Below are 20,766 nucleotides of genomic sequence, written 5' to 3'. Positions count from 1 at the left end.
GGGATGCGACCGGTCCGCGTAAGGTGACGACCTCTAAGAGGAGAGGGCGTTCAGGGGATGGCTTAGAACTTGCCGCGGAGCGTCAGCGAGACCGTACGGCCCCAGTGATAGATCTCCATCGGCTGGTCGGCGGTCTTGCCGTAGGTGAAGCGGACCTCGTCGGTCAGGTTCGAACCCTCCAGGGTCACCGCGTACTGCGGCGTGATCTGGTAGGAGAGCGAGCCGTCCAGCGAGCCATAGGCGGCGATGTAGGACTGGGCAGCGGTGGTGCTGCCGATCGACTGCAGATAGCGCGAGCGCCAGAACCAGCCGAGGCGGGCGCTGATCGGGCCCTTCTCGTAGTAGCCGACCAGATTGTAGCTGGTCTTGGACAGGCCCACGAGGTCGTCCTTGATCTGGCGGTTGCCGGCGAAATAGTTCGCCTTGCTGTCCACCAGGGTGACCGACGCCTGGACGCCCAGGCCGTCCAGAAGGCCCGGCAGGAACGACAGCGACTGGTTATAAGCCGCCTCGAAGCCGCGCACCTCGGCGTCGCCGCCGTTGACGCTGGCCGACAGCAGCACGTCGCCGCGGCCCGGCACCTGGATCGTGGTGTTCTGGGCGGTGATGTAGTTGTCCATCGTCTTGATGAACACCGCGCCGGTCACGGCCGTGGTCGGGGCCGGGTACCACTCCAGCGAAGCGTCGTACTGGTCGGCCAGGAACGGATCCAGGTCCGGATTGCCGCCCGAGGCCGTCGGCGAGTCACGGCTGACGCTGATGCGCGGGGCGCTATCGGTGACGTTGGGGCGGTTGACGACGCGCGAGGCCGACAGGCGGCCGACCAGGTCTTCGCTAAGGTCGAACTTGAGGTTCAGGCTGGGCAGCCAGTTCTTGTATTCCTTCAGATAGCCGACCGGCACCGGCGTCGTGCCGCTGGTCAGCGTGCCGCTGGCCAACTGCTTGGTCTCGGCGTAGCGCACGCCCAGGTTACCGCTGACCGGCACGCCGCCCAGGCCGAACTTGAAGTCGCCGCGCACATAGGCGCTGTGGATCTTCTGGTCGACGATGAACGAGTTGCGCAGGTCGGCCGCCGACCACGGCTGGGCCGCCACGGCCGCGGTGTACAGTTTGTCGTAGTAGGCGTTGCGGGTCGGGGTGACCCAGGTGCGCGGCGTGTTGCCGGCGAAGTCGCTCAGGAAGCCCTTGTAGGGCATGGGCTCGTAGAAGTTGGAGCCCAGGGTCGTCAGCGGCGTGTTCAGGATGTCGTTCAGCACCCAGTCGCGACGCAGGTACGTGCGGTTCATGTTGTGCTGTTCGACGCCGAACGCGACCTTGCTGAACCAGCTGTCGAACACCCGCGAGCCGTCCAGGCGGAAGGTCTCGTCGCTGTCGCGCGAGTCCTTCCAGGTGTAGTCGAACGCCTGGCCGACGAAGTTGGCCGGGTTGGTGTAGTCGACGGTCGTGGTCAGCTGAGGGATGGCCGTGTAGCCGCGCGAGAAGTCGAAGGTCAGCGGCGCGAAGAACGCGATCCGGTCACGCGTCGTGGCCTTGCCGTCCGGGTGGTAGCTGCGAGCGCGCGAATAGCCGTACTCGGCGTTGAAGCTCCAGGCGCCCGGCGTCCAGGCCTGCTTGATGCCGAAGACCGTCAGGTCGTGGCGGTTCAGGCTGGTCTCGCGCGAGGCCATCCAGCGCACGTTGTTGATCGTGCCGGCCACGACGGTGTCGCCGACGACCTTCTGGCTGCCGGCCACGAACTGCGGCGTCGCGAAGGTGGTGTCGTCCGGATAGATGTCCAGGCCGAACTCGTCATAGTCGACGTCCAGGCGGGTCACCAGCAGGTCGACATCGGTCTGGAAGTCGCTGTTGGGCTTCCACTGACCCGAGATCGCGCCCGAATAGAGCTTGCGGTGCTCGGTCTCGACGGTCGGACGCGTGCGGGTGGGCGTATAGAGGCCCGAACCCAGCACCGAGGTGAACTTGTTGAGGTTCCAGCCGGTCTGGTACAGACGGTCGTTGCGGACGTGGCGCTCGTCATAGAGGCCCGAGGCCAGCACACCGATGGTCTTGTCGGCATTGGTCCAGCTGCCCAGGCCCGAAACCGACGGATCGGCCTTCTTGCGCACGTCGCCATAGGTCTCGCGCACCGAGAAGGCGGCCTTCTTGCCCAGGTCGAACGGCTTGAAGGTCTTGATGTTGATGTTGCCGCCCAGGGCGCCTTCATCCATGTCGGCGGTCGGGGTCTTCACCACCTCGATCTGCGAGATCAGCTCAGTGGGCAGCACCTCGAAGCGGAACTGACGGCCCTTGGCGCCGCCGTTCTCGATCAGGTCGTTGACGGCGATCGAGCGGCCGTTCAGCTCGGTATACTGGAACTGCGGGCCCAGGCCCCGGACGCTGACATAGAGGCCCGCGCCGCGCTGGCGGTCGATGGTCACGCCGGTGACCAATTGCAGGGCGTCTGCGGCGTTGCGGGTCGGGAATTTGCCGATGTCCTCGGCGTTGACGGCGTCCAGGCCGTACTCGGCCGAGCGCTTCAGGGCGGCGGCGGCCTGAAGGCTCTTGCCGTACGAGGTGATGACCACGGCGTCGACGGCGTCGGCCGGTTCGGCGGCGGGCGCGGCCGCAGTGTCGGCGGCTTGGGCCTGGCCCGCTCCAAGGGCAGCGAAGGCGAGGACGGCGACGGCGCCCGCGCAGGGCGCGGACAGGAACTTCGAACTGGACATGATATCCCCCGATCTTTTGCTGGGCCCGCGGGGAGGCGCGGGTCAGGGCAGAAGAACGGAAGGGCCGACGCCGACCCACAGTCCGAGGTCGGTGAAATATTTGCGACGATCCTGTTGAAAAGTCTGGATTTTATCCGTGCCGAGACGATCTCTCGTCCGGAGACAGATTCAGGTCTCCGCCGGGGGTGAGCCGCGCGCGCACCGGCAGCAGGGCTTCCAGCGCCGCGCCGACATCGTCCATCCGGCCGATGTCCATCGAGCCCGACAGGCGCAGATGGGCGAGGGCGGGATTGGTCAAGGCGACCTTGCGACCCGAAGCGCGCGACAGCCGCTCGGCCGCCTCGGACAGGCTGACATCGGCCAGCACCACGCGACCGTCGGTCCAGGCCGCGTCGGCCTTCACGTCGCCCGTCCGGGCGTCGCCGCCGACCCCGGCCGAGCCGACATAGCGCTGACCGGGACGCAGCAGCACGCTGGCCGCGCCGGGCTGGCTGACACGCAGCGAGCCTTCGACCAGCGACACGGTCAGGCGACCGCCGCCGGCCACGTTGAAGCGAGTGCCCAGTACGGTCAGGGTCCGGCCCGAGGTCGCCACCTCGAACGGCCGCGTCTTGTCGTGGGCGACCTCGAAGAAGGCGTCGCCGGCGTCCAGCGAGACGTCGCGGGCGTGGGCCTTGAAGCGGGTGGTCAGGCGGCCGCCGGGGCTGAGCACGACATGGCTGCCGTCGGCCAGGGTCAGGCGTGCCGAGGCGTGGGCGGGCGCGGCATAGGTGTCGACCTGAGGCTGGACCTTCACGACCACGCCTACGACCAGGGCGGCGGCGAGCAACGAGAGGCCCACGATCAGCGGGCGGCGGTCCGGCGCGGCTGGGCGGTCCAGGCGCGCCTCGCGGCGGACGTCGCGGCGCAGGGCGCGGACGGTCGGATCGTCGGCGGCCAGGCCCATGGCCAGCCACACCTCGCGGGTGCGGGCGATCTCCTCGCGCGCCTCGGCCGAAGAGGCCGACCAGGCGTCCAGGGCGGCCTGTTCGTCGGCGCTCAGCGGACGGGTCAGGCTGGCCGCCATCAGGCGGCGGGGATCGAAGGTCTCGTCAGGCGTCATGCGCGGTCTCGATGGCGTCGCGCAGGCGCGCCAGGGCGTTCATCATGTGCTTCTCGACGGCGCTGAGCGACAGGTTCAGCCGCTGCGCCGCCTCGGCTTGGGTCAGGTTCTCGAAGCGGCAGAGCACGAAGACCGCGCGCGCGTTCGGATGCAGGTCGTCCAGGGCCGCCACCAGCTTGGCCAGCCGCTCGCGTCCGGCCAGGGTGGTCTCGGCGCTCGGCTCGTCGGCGGGCAGGGCGGGATCGACCTCGACATGGCGTCCGCGCTGGCGCGAGCGTTGGTGACGCTCGTGGTCGACCAGGGCGTTCGAGGCGACCGTGAACACCAGCCCGTCCGGATTGCCCCAATGCAGGCGCGAGAACCGCTGCGACAGCCGCATGAAGACCTCCTGCGTCAGGTCCTCGGCGTCCTCGACCCCGACCGACCGGCGCTGGAAGAAACGCAGCAACGGACGACGATAGCGCGACACCAGCGCCTCGAAGCGCGGCGCCTCCAGCGGCGGATTGGCCGGCGCGGACTCGCTGGGCCCGTCGGGCGGATCGGCGCGCGTGCCCGCGCCACGGAAGGTCAGAACGCCCATCTCATCCTCGCGGACAGGTACCGGCCCCAGTGATGGATCTCCATCGGCTGGTCGCGGGTCTCGCCATAGACGTAACGGCGGGCGTCGGCCAGGTTGACGCCCTCCAGGGAAAGGGTGGCTTGGCGGTTCAGCCGCCACGAGGCCGCCCCGTCCAGCGATCCGAACGCCGCCGTGGTGGCCGGCGCCGTGACCGAGCTGCCGATCGAGGTCAGGTACGAACCGCGCCAGTTGTAGCCGAGTCGCACCGAGCCTCGGCCCTTCTCGTAGAACACCAGCGCGCTCCAGGTCGAGCGCGACAGGCCCAGCAGGGCGTTGCGGATCACCCGGTCGCCGGCGAAGTAGTTGGCCTGGCTGCGCACCAGCGTCGCCGCGCCCTGCACGCCCAGTCCGTCGAATGGCGCCGGCAGCTCGCGGAATACCCGGCTGAAGGTGGCCTCCAGGCCCTGCAGCCGCGCGTCGCCGCCGTTGACGTTGGTCGACAGCAGGATCTGGCCGCGCCCCGGCACATCGATAAAGGTGTTCTGGGCGGTGATGTAGTTGTCCAGCCGCCGGTCGAACGCCGCCAGGCTGACCGCGCCGCCGCCCGGGAAGTACCATTCCAGCGAGACGTCCGCCTGGGTGGCCAGGAACGGAGCCAGCTCGGGATTGCCGCCGTTGGCGGTCGGCGTGTCGCGCGCCAGGGTGATGCGCGGGGCGCTGTCGATGACGTTGGGCCGGTTGACCACCCGCGAGGCGGCCAGGCGCAGCAGGAGGGTCGAGGTCAGGTCGACCCGCAGGTTGGCGCTGGGCAGCCAGTCGCCATAGTCCTTGAGCCATTGGGCGGGCAGGGGATCGTCGCCGCTGGAGACCACCCCGACCGAGGTCTGGCGGGTGCGGGCATAGCGCAGGCCGACATCGCCGCTGACCGGCCGGCCCAACACGGCGGCCGCGAAGTCGTAGCGGGCATAGGCCGAGGTGATCGCCTCGCGCACCACGAACGAGTTGCGCAGATCTGACAGGGACGGCGCCTGGGCGGCGACGGCGGGGGTGTAGAGCAGATCGTAGAAGGCGCGGGCGTTCGGCGCGACCCAGCGGCGCGGCAGGTCGGCCGGCGTCCCGGACAGGAAATCGTCGAACGGTGTGCGGCCGTAGTACTGGGGCCCCAGGCTGGTCAGGGGCGTGCCGACCAGGGTGTTCAAGTTCCAGTCGCGTCGCCGGTAGTCGCGCTTGCGGATGTGCGATTCCCAGCCGAACGACAGCTTGTCGTCGCCGAGGTCTCGGCGCGCGTCCAGCCGGTAGAGCTGGTCGGTGTCGCGCGAGTCCTTCCAAGTGTAGTCGAAGGTCTGGCCGGTGAAGCTGGCGGGATCGGCGTAGTCGCGGGTCGTGCGCAGGGTCGGGCCGCCGGCCAGGCCGTGGCTGAAATCGTATTCCAGCGGCGCGTAGAAGGCGACGCGGGCGCGGACCGTGCCCCGGCCGTCCGGATGATAGCTGCGGGCGCGCGAGAAGGCGTAGTCGGCGTCGACCGTCCAGGCGCCGCCCGTCCACTGCTCGTGCATGCCCAAGGCGAACAGGTCGTGACGGTTGAGGCTGGTCTCCTGCGATGCCATCCAGCGGGCGTCCTGGATGATCCCGGCCTGCACCGTGTCGCCCTTGATGACCTGGCTGCCGGGCGTGAAGCGCGGGCTCGAGATCGAGGCGTCGTCGGGATAGATGTCCAGGCCGTACTCGTCGTAGTGGGCGTCCAGCCGCGTCGCCAGCAGGTCGATGTCCAGCCGCCAGTGCGGCGAGAGTCGCCACTGCAGGGTGAAGTCGCCCGAGGCCATGCGGCGGTCCTCGAGCTCGATGGTCGGCCGCGTGCGGGTCGGGGTGTAGAGGCCGGGGCCGAGCACGCTGGTGAAGCGGTTCAGGTTCCAGCCGGTCTGGTAGAGGCGGTCGTTGCGGATGCGCCGCCGCTCGACCACGCCGCCCGCCAGTAGGCCGAAGCGTCCGCTGTCGTCGACCCAGCTCCACACGCCGGAGACGGACGGATCGTGCTGGTCGGCCCGACCCTCGGACATGCGCACCGAGACGACCGAGCGCCGCCCGCGATCCAGCGGCTTGAACGTTCGCACATCGATATTGCCGCCCAGCGCGCCCTCGTCCATGTCGGCGGTGGTCGACTTGGCGACCTCGATCTGGTCGATGACGTCGGCGGGCAGGACCTCGAAGCGGAACTGCCGCCCCCGGAAGCCGCCGTTCTCGACGAGGTCGTTCATGGCCAGCGGGCGGCCGTTCAGCAGCACGTTCTGGAACTGGGGGCCCAGGCCCCGGACGCTGACATAGAGGCCCACGCCCCGGTGCCGCTCCAGGCTGACACCCGGCGCCAACTGCAGCGCCTCGGCGGCGTTGGCGGCCGGCAGGCGGGCGATGTCCTCGGCGCTGACCGCGTCCAGCGCATAGGCCGAGGCGCGCTTGAGGGCCAGGGACCGGTCGAGGCTGGCGGCGTAGGCGGCCGTGACGGTCACCACCTCGACCTCGCTGGGGCGCGCATCTTCGAGCGCGGGCATCGGTCGCGGAGGCGCGGCGTCACCGCGTTTCTCGAGCACGAAGACGCCCCGTCGCACTTCGCGAACGCTGGCCCCTGTCTCGACCAGCAGCGCCTCGATCGCCGCCCGGGCCGACAGGCCTGGCGGCACAACCCGACCGGTCCGGCCCGCGACCAGCTCTGGCGCGTAGAGGATCACGATGTCTCGTTCCGCCGCCAGTTTCACGAGGTTGTCGCCGAGGCTGGCTGGCGCGCCGGCGATCGCCGCGTGGGCCGGCAGGAGCAGGGCGACCCCGATCACACAGATGCGGAAACAGGCGGACATGCCCGGCGTGATGGCCCAAGGAAAGCTCGGGCCTGCTTATCGATCACCCATGACAGTTGGACGACACCGTCAACGGCCTTCCGTGAGACTGCGCCTTTAGGCCTTGGCCAACGCGCTGGCGGCCTTGCCGTCATACTGACCGCCGAAGCTCGTCTTCAGATAGGCCATGATGGTCCCGACATTGGCGTCGGGGTTCTTGGCCCGGAAGTCGTTGATGGCCTCGCGCAGTTCCGATTCCGTCATCTGCTTTGGGCCATACGAGGACAGGATCGTCAGTTCGGTTTCAGCCGCCTTGGCCCGCTCGTCCACCTTCGACGCATCGCCGCCGGTTTCGATCAGGCGCGCGCGTTCGGTCGCGAGGTTTTCCAGCGTCAGCTTCGTGTTCTTCACGAACTTCGCGACCGTCGCGACGACCTTTTCGTCAGTGACTTCCGTCACGCCGCGCTTGAATTCCTCGGTCGTGATCTGCGTCGCTTCACCGATCAATGTGGTGAGCACGTCAGCCTTCAGACGGTCGTTCAGCTTGCGCGCCGCCAGTTGGTCAGCCTTGAGTGCGTCGAGCAAAGCCATGCCGTCGTCCTTTCAGTTCACTGTATTCGATAGCGCTGTAGCAGATATCCAAGAGTACGGGCGAGGCGTAAGTCACCAGGCGCTATCCGGGCTAAATCCCCGCCCCGCTAGCGCAACGATCCCATATATCTCGGATAAGGCAGGCGGCGCGGGCCCGACGTCATGTCGCGCCGTCGGCCATCATCCGCACTAGGTCCAGAACCTGCCGGCGGACACGACCCCGAGGAATGCGCGGAAACGCTTCGGCGAGGGCCAGTCCATCGGACGTCATCAGGAAGGTCTGGAGGCTTTGTTCGGCGCGCGAGGCGGTGACGTCGTTGTCGCCGGTCGGGTCGGGAAGGCCGTCGAAGAAGAACGACATCGGGACCTGCAGGGTCTGGGCGATCTGGTAGAGCTTCGAAGCGCTGATCCGGTTGGCGCCACGCTCGTACTTCTGCACCTGTTGGAAAGTCAGGCCCAGGGCCGAGGCCAGGTCGGCTTGGCTGAGCGACAGCATCTTGCGGCGCACGCGCACGCGACCGCCCACATGCTGGTCGACGAGGTTGGGCGTTCGGGCTTCGGTTCCGGTCTTCATGGTCATTTCCTCGGGTTCGCTGTGAGAGAGACGGTCGCGCCAGCGAACAAGGCGCGGCCGTTCTGGATCGGGAGAAGGTCGATGGATCGGGCGGCGTCGCCTGCTAGAGGCCGGCGGCGTCCTTCAGGGCCCGTCCGACGGCGTCGTAGTCGCCGTTGAAGTGGTGGTCGCCGGGCAAGGCGACCTTGCGCACCTGGGCAGGGAACACCGGACAGGCGTCGTCGTGCTCCTGCTGGCCGTAGATGCAGACGATCGGCACGTCCTTCAGGGCGGTCAGGACAGGGGCGATGGTGTAGCTGTCCTTGGCGCTGGCGTTGAGCCAGTCGCCGGGGTGGAACTCCAGCTCGCCGGTGGAGTCCGTGCCCAGCAGCGCCACGACCCGGACGTCGCTACGAATATCGGCCGGCAGGTGCTGGACGATGATCGGCAGGGCGTCGGCGCCGAAGGAGTAGCCGGCCAGGATGACCCGCTTCTTGCCCCAGGCGGCCTGGTAGTGGCGGATCACGGCCGTCAGGTCGTCAGCGGCCTGCTGCGGGGTCCGCTTGGTCCAGAAGTAGCGCAGGGAGTCGTAGCCGACGACCGGCACGCCCGCCTTGACGAAGCCTTGGGCCAGGCCCCGGTCGATGCCGGCCCAGCCGCCGTCGCCGGAATAGAACACCGCCAGGGTGTCGCCGCCGGGCGCGGCGGGGACCTCGATCAGCGGCAGGCCGGCCAGCTGGGCGGTCGAGACGCGGGGCGGAGCCGCCACGGGGGCGACGGCCGCAAGCGCTTGGGCGACTTGCGGGGCGAGGGCGGAGCCGGCGGCCAGGGGCTGGACGCGGGCGCTGGGAATCTTGTCGAAGAAGTCCCGAGCGCCATCGACGGCCTGCAGGCTGACGAATGGAACGCTGAGCTTCGCCGCCGGCTGATAGGTGAAGCCGCTTGGCGCGGCCACGTGGGTCAAACCGCCATCGCCCGTCAGCAGCGGATGGGCCGTCGTCAAGGCGGGGGTGAAGTCCAGCGCGACGCCGCCCTGGAAGATGCCCGCCGGAGACTGGGCCAGCGTGCCGTAGGCCAAGGCCGCGCCGGCCCCGCGACCGACCAGGATCGGCTTGTGATAGCCGCCGAACTTCAGGGCCTTCTGGGCCGCCTGAGCCAGTTCCGAGAAGTCGCCGGCCGGATAGAGCCCATGATTGCCGGCCTCGCGCTGGGCGGCGGCCAGGAAGCGGGGCAGGTCGACCCCGACGACGGTGGCGTCCGACGCGGTCAGCTGGCGGGCCAGGTCGGTCATGACCGGGGTCCAGCCCGTCTTGTCGGAGATCAGGATCACGAACCGGCCGGGCTCGGTCCCGCGACGATAGATCGTCGTCGCGCCGACGGAGCCGTAGTGGAACGGCGTCTCGGTCATGGGGGCGTTGGTCATGGAAGTCACCGCTGGCGTGGGGACAGGCGCCGCATTGGCCGCAGAGCCCAGGCCGCCGCGCGTGACCATCAGGCCCCCGGTCAACAGGACCAGGGCGGTGGTGGTGGTCAGAAGGATCTTGCGGACGGACATGGGAGGCTCTCTCGACTTGGCGTCGAGGGTGTTCTCTCAAACCGGCCTCTCGCCAGCCTGCCGTCCAGCTTACGAATTTGTGAGGTGCGGAGGTTCCCGGCCGATCAGGCGCGTGGCGTCGATCAGGGCGGCGGCCAGGCCCGACGGCGGCGCGGCCAGGTAGCGCGGTGTCCACACCGGATCGAACTTGTTCTTGAAGGCGCGTAGGCCCTCGAAGCCATAGTAGGCGCCGCCGCGTCGGGCGATCTGGCGGCCGAGCTTGTGCCAGAAGGGGGCCAGATGGTGGTCAGCCAGACCCGACAACGGGGCCATGCCGAGATTGAACCAGGCAAAGCCCTGCGCCTTGGCCCACAGCAGCAGCTCGACGAACAGGAAGTCCATCGTCCCGCGCGGGGCGTCGTCGGTGTGGCGCATCAGATCGACCGAGGCCTCGACCCCGCCGCCGGTCCAGATGTTGGCGAAGGCGACCAGGTCCTCGCCCTGCCAGACCAGGGCGATCGGGTCGTGGCGCAGGACGTCAGGATTGAAGCGGCCCAGCGAGAAGCCCTTCTCCCGACCACCATGGTCCAGCAGCCAGGCGTCGGACACCGTCTTCAGGTGCGCCATTAGGTCGTCGGCGATGGGAGCTTGGATCACCTCCAGGCGCAGGCCGTCTCGCTGGCCTCGAGTGTGGCTCTGGCGCAGGTTGCGCCGCGCGCCACCGGCCAGGTCGAACTCGGCCAGGGGCACGCGGGCTTCCTCGCCCAGCTTCAGCGCCGAGAGGCCCAGGTCCAGGTAGTCGGTGATCCGCTCGCCGCTGGCGTGATAGATCACCGGCCGCGCGTCCTGGCGGTCGGCCAGCTCGCGGAAGCGCCAGAGCAGGTCCTTGCCCGCCGCGCGATCGCCGACCGGGTCGCCCAACATGATCAGGCTGGAGCCCTCGGCTCCGTACATCAGGAAGGCGTCCGGCGTGGCCAGGATCGCCTTGTCGCCGGTCAGGGCCAGGCGCGCGGTGGTGTCGGGGGAGGCCTCGACCAGCGGCCGGATCGTTTCCAGCTCGGCCAGGGGCGCGATCGGCGCCGAGGCGTGGGGCAGACGCGCCAGCCGCCAGACGCCGCCGACCAGGATCAGCCCGCCCAGCAGGGCGATCGAGCGCATGAAGCGGGCATGGTCGGCGTGGTAGCCGAAGTGGGTGAGCAGGCGGGTCTCGAACGGCGCGCGCTCGTAGATCCAGGCGCCGAGGGCGATGGAGCCGATGAACACCGCTAGCACGCCGCTGATCAGCCACGGCGCCAGCTCGTCGCGATCGACCGCGCCGCTGCGAGTGAAGAGCCGCCTGGACGTCAGCAGTACCCCGGCCAGGACCAGGGCGACGCAGGCCGGCGCGAAATCCAGTCCGCGCAGCAGGGCGGTCGAGGCGGCGACCAGGGCGACGGGGATGGCGACAAGACGGGCGCTGGCCAGGCGCCTGAACAGGCCCAGCGACAGCACCATCAAGGCCAGACCGGCGGCCAGCGAGATCAGGTGGCTGGTCTCGACCACGATCAGCGGCACGACCGAGCGCAGGAAGCCGAGGCGATCGGTGGGGATGCGGCCGACGGCGATCAGCACCAGAGCTCCGCCCAGCACGAAGGCGGCCAGGCCCGTGACGGCGGGACCGGCCTCGCGCCAGGCGCGGCGGGCCATCAGCCCCACGCGCCGCGCGCCGGACTCCTGGGCCAGCAGCAGCACCGCCGCCAGGACCAGCGGGATGACGTAGTAGAACAGGCGATAGCCGACGAAGGCGGCGGCCAGGGCGGCGCGATCCAGGTTCGGCAGCAGGGCCAGCATCGCGCCCTCGAACACGCCGACGCCGCCAGGGAGACCGGAGAAAAGGCCGGCTGCGGTGCTGACCGCGTAGGCGCTGGCGAAGGCCGGGAAGGATGGCGCGGCGTTGCCGACCAGCATCCAGACCAGGGCCGAGGTGACCAGATTGTCGGCCACGCCCATCGCCCATTGCGCCAGGGCCCAGGGCAGGGGCGGCAGGGTGAAGGTCCGGCCGAACACGCGCAGGGTTCCGCGCGCCAGGGCGCAGGCGGCGAGATAGGCCAGCGGAAAGACCAGCAGCGCCGCGCCGGCGCCGCGCGCCAGGGCTGGCGCGATGTGCAGGGTCTGGAACATGGCCGGTGGGGCGGTCAGCAGGCTGGCGCCGGTCAAGGTGGCCAGGCCCAGGGCGAAGGCGACGGCGCAGAACAGGGTGGTGCGCGCGGCCTTGCCGACATCGGCGCCATGGCGGCCGTAAAGCCGGGCCCGCACGGCCCCGGCCACGATCGGCGTCAGGCCGATGCTGTTGGCGAAGGCGTAGGCGATGAACGAGACGGTCAGGCCCGAGCGCAGCGGGATCTTCACGCCGGCCCAGCGCAGGGCCAGTTGCTCGTTGGCGGCCAGCAGGCCGTAGCTGGTGGCGACCATCAGGGCGGCCAGGGCGAGGCGGCCGACGCCCCAGCCTCGGATTTCACCCGCCACCGCAGCCAGCGACAGGCCGTGCAGCTCGCGCCACAGGACGTAAGCCGCCGCCGCCAGCAGCACGACCGGCGCCAAGCGCGCCAGCACGGTCTTGAGGATCCCGAAGCCGCCCTGTCCCATGTCGCCCAAGGGAGCGGAGTTCTGGCCCGGCGTAAAGCCGGTCTGGGCCACGTCAGACATCGACGGTCTCGCTGACCGGGCGGGCGCGGCGCTCGTCGGCCAGGTCCTGGGCCAGGACGATCAGGTGGGCTGTCATGTCGGCCAGCTCGCGGGTCCGCAGGGCGTCCAGCTTTTCATGCAGGGCCATGATCTCCAGCTCGGACTTGAGATTGACCTCGTAGTCGTGCTCGGCCGCCGCCCGGTCCTTCGTGGCTTGGCGGTTCTGGCTCATCATGATGATCGGGGCCTGGATGGCGGCGACCATCGACAGGATCAGGTTCAGGAAGATGAAGGGATAGGCGTCGAACGGCCGGATCCCGAAGCGCGGCAGGATCGCCAGGTTGGCGATGGCCCAGACGGCCAGGAACAGTACGAAGCTGATGATGAAGCCCCAGGAGCCGCCGATCTCGGCGACCCGGTCGGCCAGGCGTTGGCCGAACGAGGCGGCCTCGTCGGCCTCGTCGGCGACGTTGCGGGCGATCGTGGCGCGGCGGACGATCTGCAGGATCACCCGACGCTCTTCGCTTTCCAGCTCGCGAAAGCCGTGGCCCAGCAGTCGCCGGGCTTCGGCGTCCAGTTTCAGGATGGCGTCGCGCATGGCCTTGGTCCTCCGCGTTCGGTGAGCGGGGGAGTGATCGCGCCGCCGCCTGACGCGCGCTTGGCGGCAACCTGGATTTTTTGTGAGATTAGGCGCTGACGGGCAGGCGCAGCACGACGCGCAGGCCCGGATGGTTGTCCTCCAGGTCCAGGCGTCCGCCGTGCAGCTTGGCGCAGGCCACGGCGATGGCCAGGCCCAGGCCCGAGCCCGCCTTGGATCGGGTCTCGTCCAGCCGCACGAAGCGCTCGACCACCCGGCCGCGCTGGTCGGCGGGCACGCCGGGACCGGTGTCGGCCACGACCAGGCGGATCTCAGTCTCGTCCGGCTCCAGCGACAGAACCACGCCAGCGCCGTCGCCGGCATAGCGGGCGGCGTTGTGCAGCAGGTTGCCTAGCGCCTGGCGCAGGATCAGCTCGTGGCCGACCAGCGTAACCGGCGTGTCCGGCGCCTGGACCGTCAGGACCTGGCCGGCGTCCTCGATCACCGGTTCGAACAGCTCGCCCAGGTCGCGGACCATCTCCGCCAGGTCCAGCGGCGCCATCATGTCGCGTGAGAGGCCGGTCTCGGCGCGGGCGATGTCCAGCAAAGCGCTGAAGGTGGCCAGGACCTGCTCGCACTGGGCTTGGGCTTCGGCGATCAGGGCTTGGCGGGCGTCGTCGGACAGGTCCTCGTCCAGGGCGCGATTCAGCGACCCGCGCAGACGGGTGAGGGGCGAGCGCAGGTCGTGCGACAGGCTGTCGGTGACCGTGCGCATGCCGGTCATCAGCTCCTCGATGCGCGCCAGCATGACGTTCACGGACCCCGCTAGGTCATCGAACACGTCCTTGGCCCCGGCGATCGGGGCGCGGGCCGAGAGGTCGCCAGCGGCGATGCGGTCGGCGGCCAGGGCCACGCCCTCGGCGCGACGGACCAGCAGTCGACCCAGCCATAGTGCGGCCAGGGCGACGATCGCCAGGCTGGCCACCAGGGTCGCGCCGACCGAGGACAGGATCGCCCGGTGGAAGGCCCGCCGGTCGGCCAGGTTCTCGTAGATGATCAGCAATCCGCCCACCGACATCGGCTGGACCAGGATCTCGTAGTCGGTTCCAGCCACCGTGCGAATGGAATAGCCGGGCTCGGGCAGGTCGGCGGCGGCCAAAAGGGGAGCCCCTCCGATCCGCTGGCCGTCATTGTCGAACACCGCGTAGTCGAAGGCTCCGTGCTCATTGTGGTCGCGGTGGTCCAGGGCCCGGGCCATCGAGGTCAGGCCTTCTTCGTGGGCGAAGGCGACGAAATAGTCGCGGGCCGTCTCGGCGACCAGGCGCTGGCGCTGTTCGATCAGCCGGTCGGCGGTCAGGTAGACGCCGGCCAGGCCCAGGGCCAGGGCCACGGCGACCGCGCCGGCGACCACCAGGGCCAGGACCGAAGGCCGCGCGCCCCTCATGGCTCGACCGAGAGCCGGTAGCCCGAGCCGCGCACCGTGTGCAGCAGCGGCTTGTCGAAGCCCTCGTCGATCTTCTTGCGCAGCCGGCTGATGTGGGTGTCGATCAGGCTGGTGTGCGGGTCGAAGCGATAGTCCCAGACCTCTTCCAGCAGCATGGTGCGGGTCACCACCCGGTCGCGGTGGCGCAGGAAGTATTCCAGCAGCTTCAGCTCGCGCGGCAGCAGCTCCAGGCTCTTGCCGGCCCGGGTCACGCGTCGCGACAGCAGGTCCAGCGAGAGGTCGCCGCAGGTCAGGCTGGTCTCGACCGCCTTGGTCCCGCCGCGCCGCATCAGGTTTTCCAGCCGCGCGGCCAGCTCCGAGAAGCCGAACGGCTTGGTCAGGTAGTCGTCGGCCCCCGCGCGCAGGCCCGTCACCCGCTCGTCCAGGTGGGCGAGGGCGGAGAGGATCAGGATAGGGGTCTGCACTCCGGCGGCGCGCACGGCCTTGGTCACCGACAGACCGTCCATGCCCGGGATCATCCGATCCATGACGATGGCGTCGAATTCCGAGCCGCTGGCCATGTAGAGCCCGTCGCGGCCGTCGGCCACGTGCTCGGCCGTGAAGCCTGCTTCGCGCAGGCCCTTCAGGATGTACTCGGCGGTGTCGGCGTCGTCCTCGACCACTAGGATCCGTCGGCTCATATGCGGTCAGCCCTTGGTGACGCAGGCGGTGATGAAGGCTTCGTGCGAGCCGTGCCGGATCTTCTGGGCGCGCCAGACCTTTTCGCAGGCAGTGTGCTTGGCCACTTGCGCGGGAACGGGCGGGGCGTGGCGCGGCGCGGCCTGCGCCGTCAGGCTGACGGCGGCCAGCACGGTCGCCAGGCCAAGCGTGCGGATCGTGGACATCTCGACTCCCATGGAGACCGCGCGGCGGCCCGCGCGCAACCATAAAGTCATGTGGTTCTTGCGGCGAGCCGTCGTGAACCTCGCAGATTTGTAAGGTTCGGGGCGTCTTCCTCACGCTCTTGTAAGGCTGCTGAGCGGGCCGCGTCAGGGCGGGGTCTCAAGGTCATCTTCATCGGCGCTACCGCCGAACCCCGAAGGAGACAGCATCGTGACCATCCGCGCTATTCTCGCCGCCGCCGTCCTGTCGACCGCCGGCCTCGCCGCCGTCTCGGCCAACGCCGCCACGGTCGCGCCGGCTTCGGCCCCCGCCGCCAAGGCGACCCCCGCCAAAGCCGCGCCGGCCAAGGCTGTCACCAAGAAGGCCGTGTCGAAGTCGGCGATCCACAAGACGTCGGCGCACAAGAAGGCCCGCCACCTGCGTCACGGAAAGGCCGCCTAAGACCCAGCCTAACCACGCCCCTCGAAAGTCCCACCGGCCGCGGCGCTTCCCCCAGAGCGCCGCGGCTTTATTTCGTGGACCATCCGCCGGGGGCGACGAACGCGCCGGCCATGACCAGCCCGGCCAGAAGGCACGCCAGCAGCGACAGGGGCGCTCTGATGGGCGGCGCCGACGATGCCGGGGCTAGAGCTTGAACCGCCACCGTCGCAATTTCGAGCCCCGTCAGGACGGGCTTGACGGCCGTGGCGGGGTTCGCGCCAGGCGCGGACACCGGACGGCTTGAACCCTGCCGGCCAGGCGCGCCGCCCGCCAGCTCGCGCTTCAAGGCGGCCAGGGTGGCGGGATCGGCCTTCCACCGGCCTTGCTCGGCCGTCTCGACCAGGGTGCGGACCAGGTTCTTGTAGGCCTGCGGGTTCTGCCGGGCGAAATAGGCCTTCAGGCCCAACTGGTAGCGATCTCGGACGTAGACGTCGGCGACCTCGTTCCAGTCGCGATCCTTGACGAGATTGGGATCGGTGATCTCCCACAGCCGCATGTTCTCGGTGAATTCGGACATGTAACGCGCGCCATTGTAGCCGCCCGCCTGCATGGCCTTGATCCAGTCGGGATTGAAGTAGCGGCTGCGCAGTTCGCGGTTCAGGGCCCGGTCGGCGGTCTCCGGTTGCGCGCCGTCAGGGCCCGCCTAGTCGTTCGGCAGCAGGATGGCGCCGAGCGCGGACGCGAGAGCCGAGCCCAGAGCGCTGGCGCTCGGATGCTCTTCCTTCAGCTTGGCGCGCTGGAACAGCATCAGCTTGCGCCGGATGCTGGGCTCCGTCAGCGGGATCAGCCGGATCTTGTTGGTCTCGTAGCCCCGAGCATAGAGCCGGGGGATGACGCCCAGGGCCATGCCCGCGCCGACCAGCCCGAACAGCGAACCGACCTGATCCACCCGGAAGCGCTGGGACGGCGAGAGGTTGTTCTGGCGCATGGCCGCCGAACTCAGCTCACCGATGCTGCCGCCGGTGAAGTGGACGATCTCGTCGCCCTCCAAGGCGCTCCAGGGCAGGTCGGCGCGCGAGGCCAAGGGGTGAGCGGCCGGCGCGGCCAGCATCATCTCGTCCTCGGTGATCAGGCTGGCCTCGACATCGTCCTCGACGCGCCCCAACACGCCGACGACGAGGTCCAGGGCGCCGGACCGCAGGTCGGCCATCAGCGTATCGTTCTTGCCGTCGCGCAGGTGGAAGCAGACGTCACGATGCTCCTGGCCAAGGCGCGCGATCGCCTCGGCCGCGGCCGGGACCACCGAGGGGATGACGCCGATGCGCACGACGGCCCGTCCACGCGTCGCCGCGTCGCTCATGTCGACGAAGGCGTTCTCGGCGGTGGTCAGCAGGCGGCGGGCATGGGGCAGGAAGGCCGCGCCGGCTTCGGTCAGGGCGACGTGGTGGGTGCTGCGATCGAACAGGCGCAGCCCCATATGATCCTCGACCTGACGGATCGCGGCGCTGAGAGCGGGCTGTGAAACGCTCATGCGCTCGGCGGCGCGGCTGAAGTTCGCCGACTCGGCCAGGGCCGTGAAGAACCTCAGCTGGCGGAGCGAAATGGCCTGGGTGCGCGCGGCGGGGCGAGGGAGCGTGGCGGTCGACGAAGGGGGCACGATGGGTTTCCAGCAAGACCGGATCGCACCTTTCGGCGGGGCTATAAGCACGATCTATGACGAGATAATTACAAAGAATTTCCCATTCTAAGGAGGCTCGCTAGCGTGCCTTCATCGCGCTTCCACCCAGCAGTACAAATATAGGGCAGGGAAGGTCGAAGTCGTGCTCAGGGGAGTGCGGATTTTGATCATCTCTACTTATCGGGGTGAACAACAATAAATAGAAAAGGCTGGGGAGGGCTGTCGGCGAGGCGCGCCAACAACCAAGGGGGTTCTTCGATGTCGTCCTTTCCCGGTCTCGCGTTCGACGCGATCCACGTCCGCCGCAAGCGCGCGTCGTGGCTCGGCCTAGCCTCCACCGCCGTGCTCGCCGCCGTGGCCTGCGGCTCGACTGCCGCCGCTCAGGAAGCGCCGTCTGATCAGGTCGAAGCCATCGTCGTCACCGGTTCGCGCATCAAGAGCCCCGACGCCACCAGTGTCAGCCCGGTCAGCACGATCGGCGACAAGGAAATCGCCCGGCGCGGCGTCGTGCGGGTCGAGGACCTGATCAACACCCTGCCGCAAGCCTTCGCCGACCAGGGCAGCGGCAACCGCGGCGGCACCGTCGGCGCCAGCGGCACGGCCACCATCAACCTGCGCAACCTCGGCAACCAGCGGACGCTGGTCCTGATCGACGGGCGTCGCCTGATGCAGGGCGATCCGGCCCGTTCGGCGGCCCAGGCGGCCGACATCAACAACATCCCGGCGGCCCTGATCCAGCGCATCGACGTGGTCACGGGCGGCGCCTCGGCCGTCTATGGCTCGGACGCCCTGGCCGGCGTCGTCAATTTCATGCTCAAGCGCGACTTCGACGGTGTGCAGCTGGACGCCCAGGGCGGCCTCTATTCGCACTCGAACGGCAACGCGATCGCCTCCGTGGGCCGGGCCGCAGGCCAGACGCCGGCTTTCGGCCGCAGCTTCGACGGCGAGCAGCAGAGCTATTCGATCACGGCCGGCAAGAATTTCGCCGAGGGGCGCGGCAACGTCACCGGCTTCTTCAGCTACAAGCACATCGCCGGCGTCGGCACCAAGGATCGCGACTTCTCGACCTGCAACCTGTCGGCCACGGCCACCGGCTATGCCTGCTCGCTGTCCAGCGCCACCTATCCGGTGCAGTTCCAGTTGACCAGCCCGACCACTGGCGCGACCCGTGGCAGCTACGCCCTGGAAGGCAACACGCTGCGGACCTATCGCACCACGGACGGCTTCAACAACGGCAACACCTACGACCTGCAGTCGCCCGATAAGCGCTACAACGCCGACCTGTTCGCCCGCTATCAGTTCTCGGACAAGGTCGAGGCCTATGGCGAGTTGATGTACATGCGCGATGAGGCCGACATCAAACTGTCGCCCACCGCCGTGTTCACCGTCTCCGAGCGCATCAACTGCAACAACCCGCTGATGTCGGCCCAGGAAAAGAACCTGATCTGCACCTCGGTCGGCCTGACCGACGCGCAGAGCGCCAATGTCATCGTCTCGCAGCGCAACGCCCTGGGCGGCTCGCGCCACGACTATACCGACCACACCTCGTATCGCGGCGTGGCGGGTCTGCGCGGCGACCTGAATTCGCACTGGCGCTATGACGTCTACGCCCAGTACGGCCGCACCGACTACAGCTCGCGCCTGACCGGCGACTATTCGCTGGCCAAGTTCGCCAAGGCCCTGCGCGCGGTGACCGACAGCAGCGGCAAGGTCGTCTGCGAGTCGGCGGCCAACGGGACCGATCCGTCGTGCGTGCCGATCAACCTGTTCCAGGTCGACGCCATCACCCCGGCGGCGCTGAACTACGTGCAGAACGTCGTCTATCGTGACGGCTACACCGAAGAGAGCATCCTCAGCGGCGCTCTGACCGGCGACCTGGGCATCACGAGCCCGCTGGCCTCGTATCCGATCGGCGTGGCCATCGGCGCCGAGTACCGCAAGGAGAAGATCAGCTTCCAGCCCGACAGCTTCTACAGCAGCCGCGACGTGGCCGGGAACTCGGGCGGTGAATTCCCGATCGCTGGCTCGTTCGACGTCAAGGAAGTCTACGGCGAAATCCGCGTCCCGCTGGTCGAGAACAAGCCGTTCTTCAAGAGCCTGTCGGTCGAGGGCGGCGTCCGCTACTCCGACTACAGCACCGCCGGCGACACCTGGGCCTACAAGGGGGGCGGCGAGTGGGCGCCGATCAGCGACGTGCGCCTGCGCGCCAGCTACCAGCGCGCCGTCCGCGCCCCCAACCTGGTCGAGCTGTTCGGTCCCCAGCGCGTCGTGACCGCGGCGATCACCGATCCCTGCGAAGGCGCGACGCCGAAGGCCACGGCCGCCCAATGCGCGCTGTCGGGCGTGACCGCTCTGCAGTACGGCGCGATCGCTCCGGCGGCCGGCCAGCAGTCGGGCGCCATGGTCGGCGGCAATCCGAACCTGGATCCCGAGACGTCGAACACCAAGTCGTTCGGCGTCCAGTTCACCCCGCGCTTCCTGCAGGGCCTGAGCGTCTCGATCGACTATTTCGACATCGACGTGAAGAAGCTGATCACCACGGTGCCGGCCAGCATCGAGCTGAGCCAGTGCATCAACGCCGGCATCGCCTGCGACCTGATCAAGCGCAACGCCGCCACCGGCTCGCTGGTGACCAGCGGCTATGTCGTCACCACCAGCGTCAACGCCGGCTACCTGAAGACCAAGGGCCTGGATTTCGCGGCCAGCTATGCCCACAACCTGCCCGAACTGTTCGGCCACGACATGGGCCGCCTGGGCCTGAACTTCGCCGGCACCAAGACCGACAAGTACGAGGTCCAGATCCTGCCGGGCCTGGCTCCGTACCGTTGCGACGGCTATTTCGGCGTCACCTGCGGCCAGCCGATCCCCGAATGGCGTCACCGCCTGGTGGCCGACTGGACCTCGCGTAGCGGCATCAATCTGTCGACCACCTGGCGCTACATCGGCGGCACGAAGAACGACAAGTCCAGCACCTCGATTTATCTGACCGGCGCCTATCAGCCCTACGACCTGAAGATGCCCAGCGTCAGCTATGTCGACTTCGCGGCCTCGGCCAATGTCACCGAGAAGGTCACTCTGCGCCTGGGCGTCAACAACGCCTTCGACAAGGACCCGCCGGTGACCGCCAGCACGGGCGGCCAGACCTCGAACGGCGCCTTCTTCGCGGGGATGTACGACTCGCTGGGTCGCTACATCTTCGTCGGCGCCACCGCCCGCTTCTGATCGAAAC

15 protein-coding genes and 1 pseudogene are annotated in these 20,766 nt (G+C 68.9%); 2 read left to right on the top strand and 14 right to left on the bottom strand.

Going from position 1 to position 20,766, the window contains the following annotated elements; genetic code table 11:
- Window positions 1-62: 62 nt before the first annotated feature.
- From AC07NI_RS07690 to AC07NI_RS07635, 12 genes are all read right to left on the bottom strand, one after another.
- A complete protein-coding gene (locus AC07NI_RS07690; RefSeq protein WP_494617571.1) occupies window positions 63-2,705 on the bottom strand; it encodes a TonB-dependent receptor in 2,643 nt (880 codons plus the stop codon).
- A 130-nt stretch (window positions 2,706-2,835) separates the two neighbouring features.
- Window positions 2,836-3,807, bottom strand: coding sequence for a FecR family protein (locus AC07NI_RS07685; RefSeq protein ID WP_494617569.1), 972 nt, complete (start codon window positions 3,805-3,807; stop codon window positions 2,836-2,838).
- Window positions 3,797-4,387: an RNA polymerase sigma factor gene (locus AC07NI_RS07680; protein ID WP_494617567.1), complete on the bottom strand. Its 591-nt coding sequence runs from the start codon at window positions 4,385-4,387 to the stop codon at window positions 3,797-3,799. Before AC07NI_RS07680 ends, AC07NI_RS07685 begins: the two co-directional genes overlap by 11 nt.
- Entirely contained in the window at window positions 4,375-7,215 is a 2,841-nt protein-coding gene (locus AC07NI_RS07675) for a TonB-dependent receptor (RefSeq protein ID WP_494617565.1), read from the bottom strand. The genes AC07NI_RS07680 and AC07NI_RS07675 overlap by 13 nt, the downstream gene beginning before the upstream one ends.
- A 96-nt stretch (window positions 7,216-7,311) precedes the next feature.
- Window positions 7,312-7,785, bottom strand: a complete 474-nt coding sequence (locus AC07NI_RS07670; RefSeq protein WP_494617563.1) for a GatB/YqeY domain-containing protein — start codon at window positions 7,783-7,785, stop codon at window positions 7,312-7,314.
- A 160-nt stretch (window positions 7,786-7,945) separates the two neighbouring features.
- Window positions 7,946-8,359 carry a helix-turn-helix domain-containing protein gene (locus AC07NI_RS07665; RefSeq protein ID WP_494617561.1) on the bottom strand — a complete coding sequence of 138 codons (414 nt, stop codon included), beginning with the start codon at window positions 8,357-8,359 and terminating at the stop codon, window positions 7,946-7,948.
- 103 nt (window positions 8,360-8,462) lie between these two features.
- Window positions 8,463-9,893 (bottom strand): AcvB/VirJ family lysyl-phosphatidylglycerol hydrolase, encoded by a 1,431-nt coding sequence (locus AC07NI_RS07660; RefSeq protein ID WP_494617558.1) that lies wholly within the window; start codon window positions 9,891-9,893, stop codon window positions 8,463-8,465.
- 69 nt (window positions 9,894-9,962) lie between these two features.
- Entirely contained in the window at window positions 9,963-12,557 is a 2,595-nt protein-coding gene (gene mprF, locus AC07NI_RS07655; protein WP_494617554.1) for a bifunctional lysylphosphatidylglycerol flippase/synthetase MprF, read from the bottom strand.
- On the bottom strand, window positions 12,550-13,134 hold the full coding sequence (locus tag AC07NI_RS07650; protein ID WP_494617552.1) for a DUF1003 domain-containing protein: 585 nt from the start codon (window positions 13,132-13,134) through the stop codon (window positions 12,550-12,552). Before AC07NI_RS07650 ends, mprF begins: the two co-directional genes overlap by 8 nt.
- An 88-nt stretch (window positions 13,135-13,222) precedes the next feature.
- Window positions 13,223-14,557 carry a sensor histidine kinase gene (locus AC07NI_RS07645; protein ID WP_494617548.1) on the bottom strand — a complete coding sequence of 445 codons (1,335 nt, stop codon included), beginning with the start codon at window positions 14,555-14,557 and terminating at the stop codon, window positions 13,223-13,225.
- The gene (locus tag AC07NI_RS07640) at window positions 14,554-15,237 is read right to left on the bottom strand and encodes a response regulator transcription factor (RefSeq protein WP_494617546.1); all 684 of its coding nucleotides are present in this window, start codon (window positions 15,235-15,237) and stop codon (window positions 14,554-14,556) included. The genes AC07NI_RS07645 and AC07NI_RS07640 overlap by 4 nt, the downstream gene beginning before the upstream one ends.
- Before the next feature lie 6 nt (window positions 15,238-15,243).
- Entirely contained in the window at window positions 15,244-15,441 is a 198-nt protein-coding gene (locus AC07NI_RS07635; RefSeq protein ID WP_494617544.1) for a hypothetical protein, read from the bottom strand.
- 208 nt (window positions 15,442-15,649) lie between these two features.
- Between AC07NI_RS07635 and AC07NI_RS07630 the strand changes: the two genes are divergently transcribed.
- Window positions 15,650-15,880, top strand: a complete 231-nt coding sequence (locus AC07NI_RS07630; RefSeq protein ID WP_494617542.1) for a hypothetical protein — start codon at window positions 15,650-15,652, stop codon at window positions 15,878-15,880.
- A gap of 67 nt (window positions 15,881-15,947) precedes the next feature.
- Here AC07NI_RS07630 and AC07NI_RS07625 read toward each other — a convergent pair.
- Window positions 15,948-16,544: pseudogene (locus AC07NI_RS07625) on the bottom strand (cobaltochelatase subunit CobN); the annotation flags it as partial.
- 18 nt (window positions 16,545-16,562) lie between these two features.
- Window positions 16,563-17,516 carry a LysR family transcriptional regulator gene (locus AC07NI_RS07620; RefSeq protein WP_494617540.1) on the bottom strand — a complete coding sequence of 318 codons (954 nt, stop codon included), beginning with the start codon at window positions 17,514-17,516 and terminating at the stop codon, window positions 16,563-16,565.
- 279 nt (window positions 17,517-17,795) lie between these two features.
- On the opposite strand from AC07NI_RS07620, the gene AC07NI_RS07615 reads away from it, so the two are divergent.
- Window positions 17,796-20,759: a TonB-dependent receptor gene (locus AC07NI_RS07615; RefSeq protein ID WP_494617538.1), complete on the top strand. Its 2,964-nt coding sequence runs from the start codon at window positions 17,796-17,798 to the stop codon at window positions 20,757-20,759.
- The last annotated feature ends 7 nt before the right edge of the window (window positions 20,760-20,766 follow it).

This window comes from Caulobacter sp. GW821-FHT10E02, from assembly GCF_059415225.1.
Note: the sequence above shows the minus strand (reverse complement) of the source record. Positions and strands in the feature narration are given on the sequence as shown.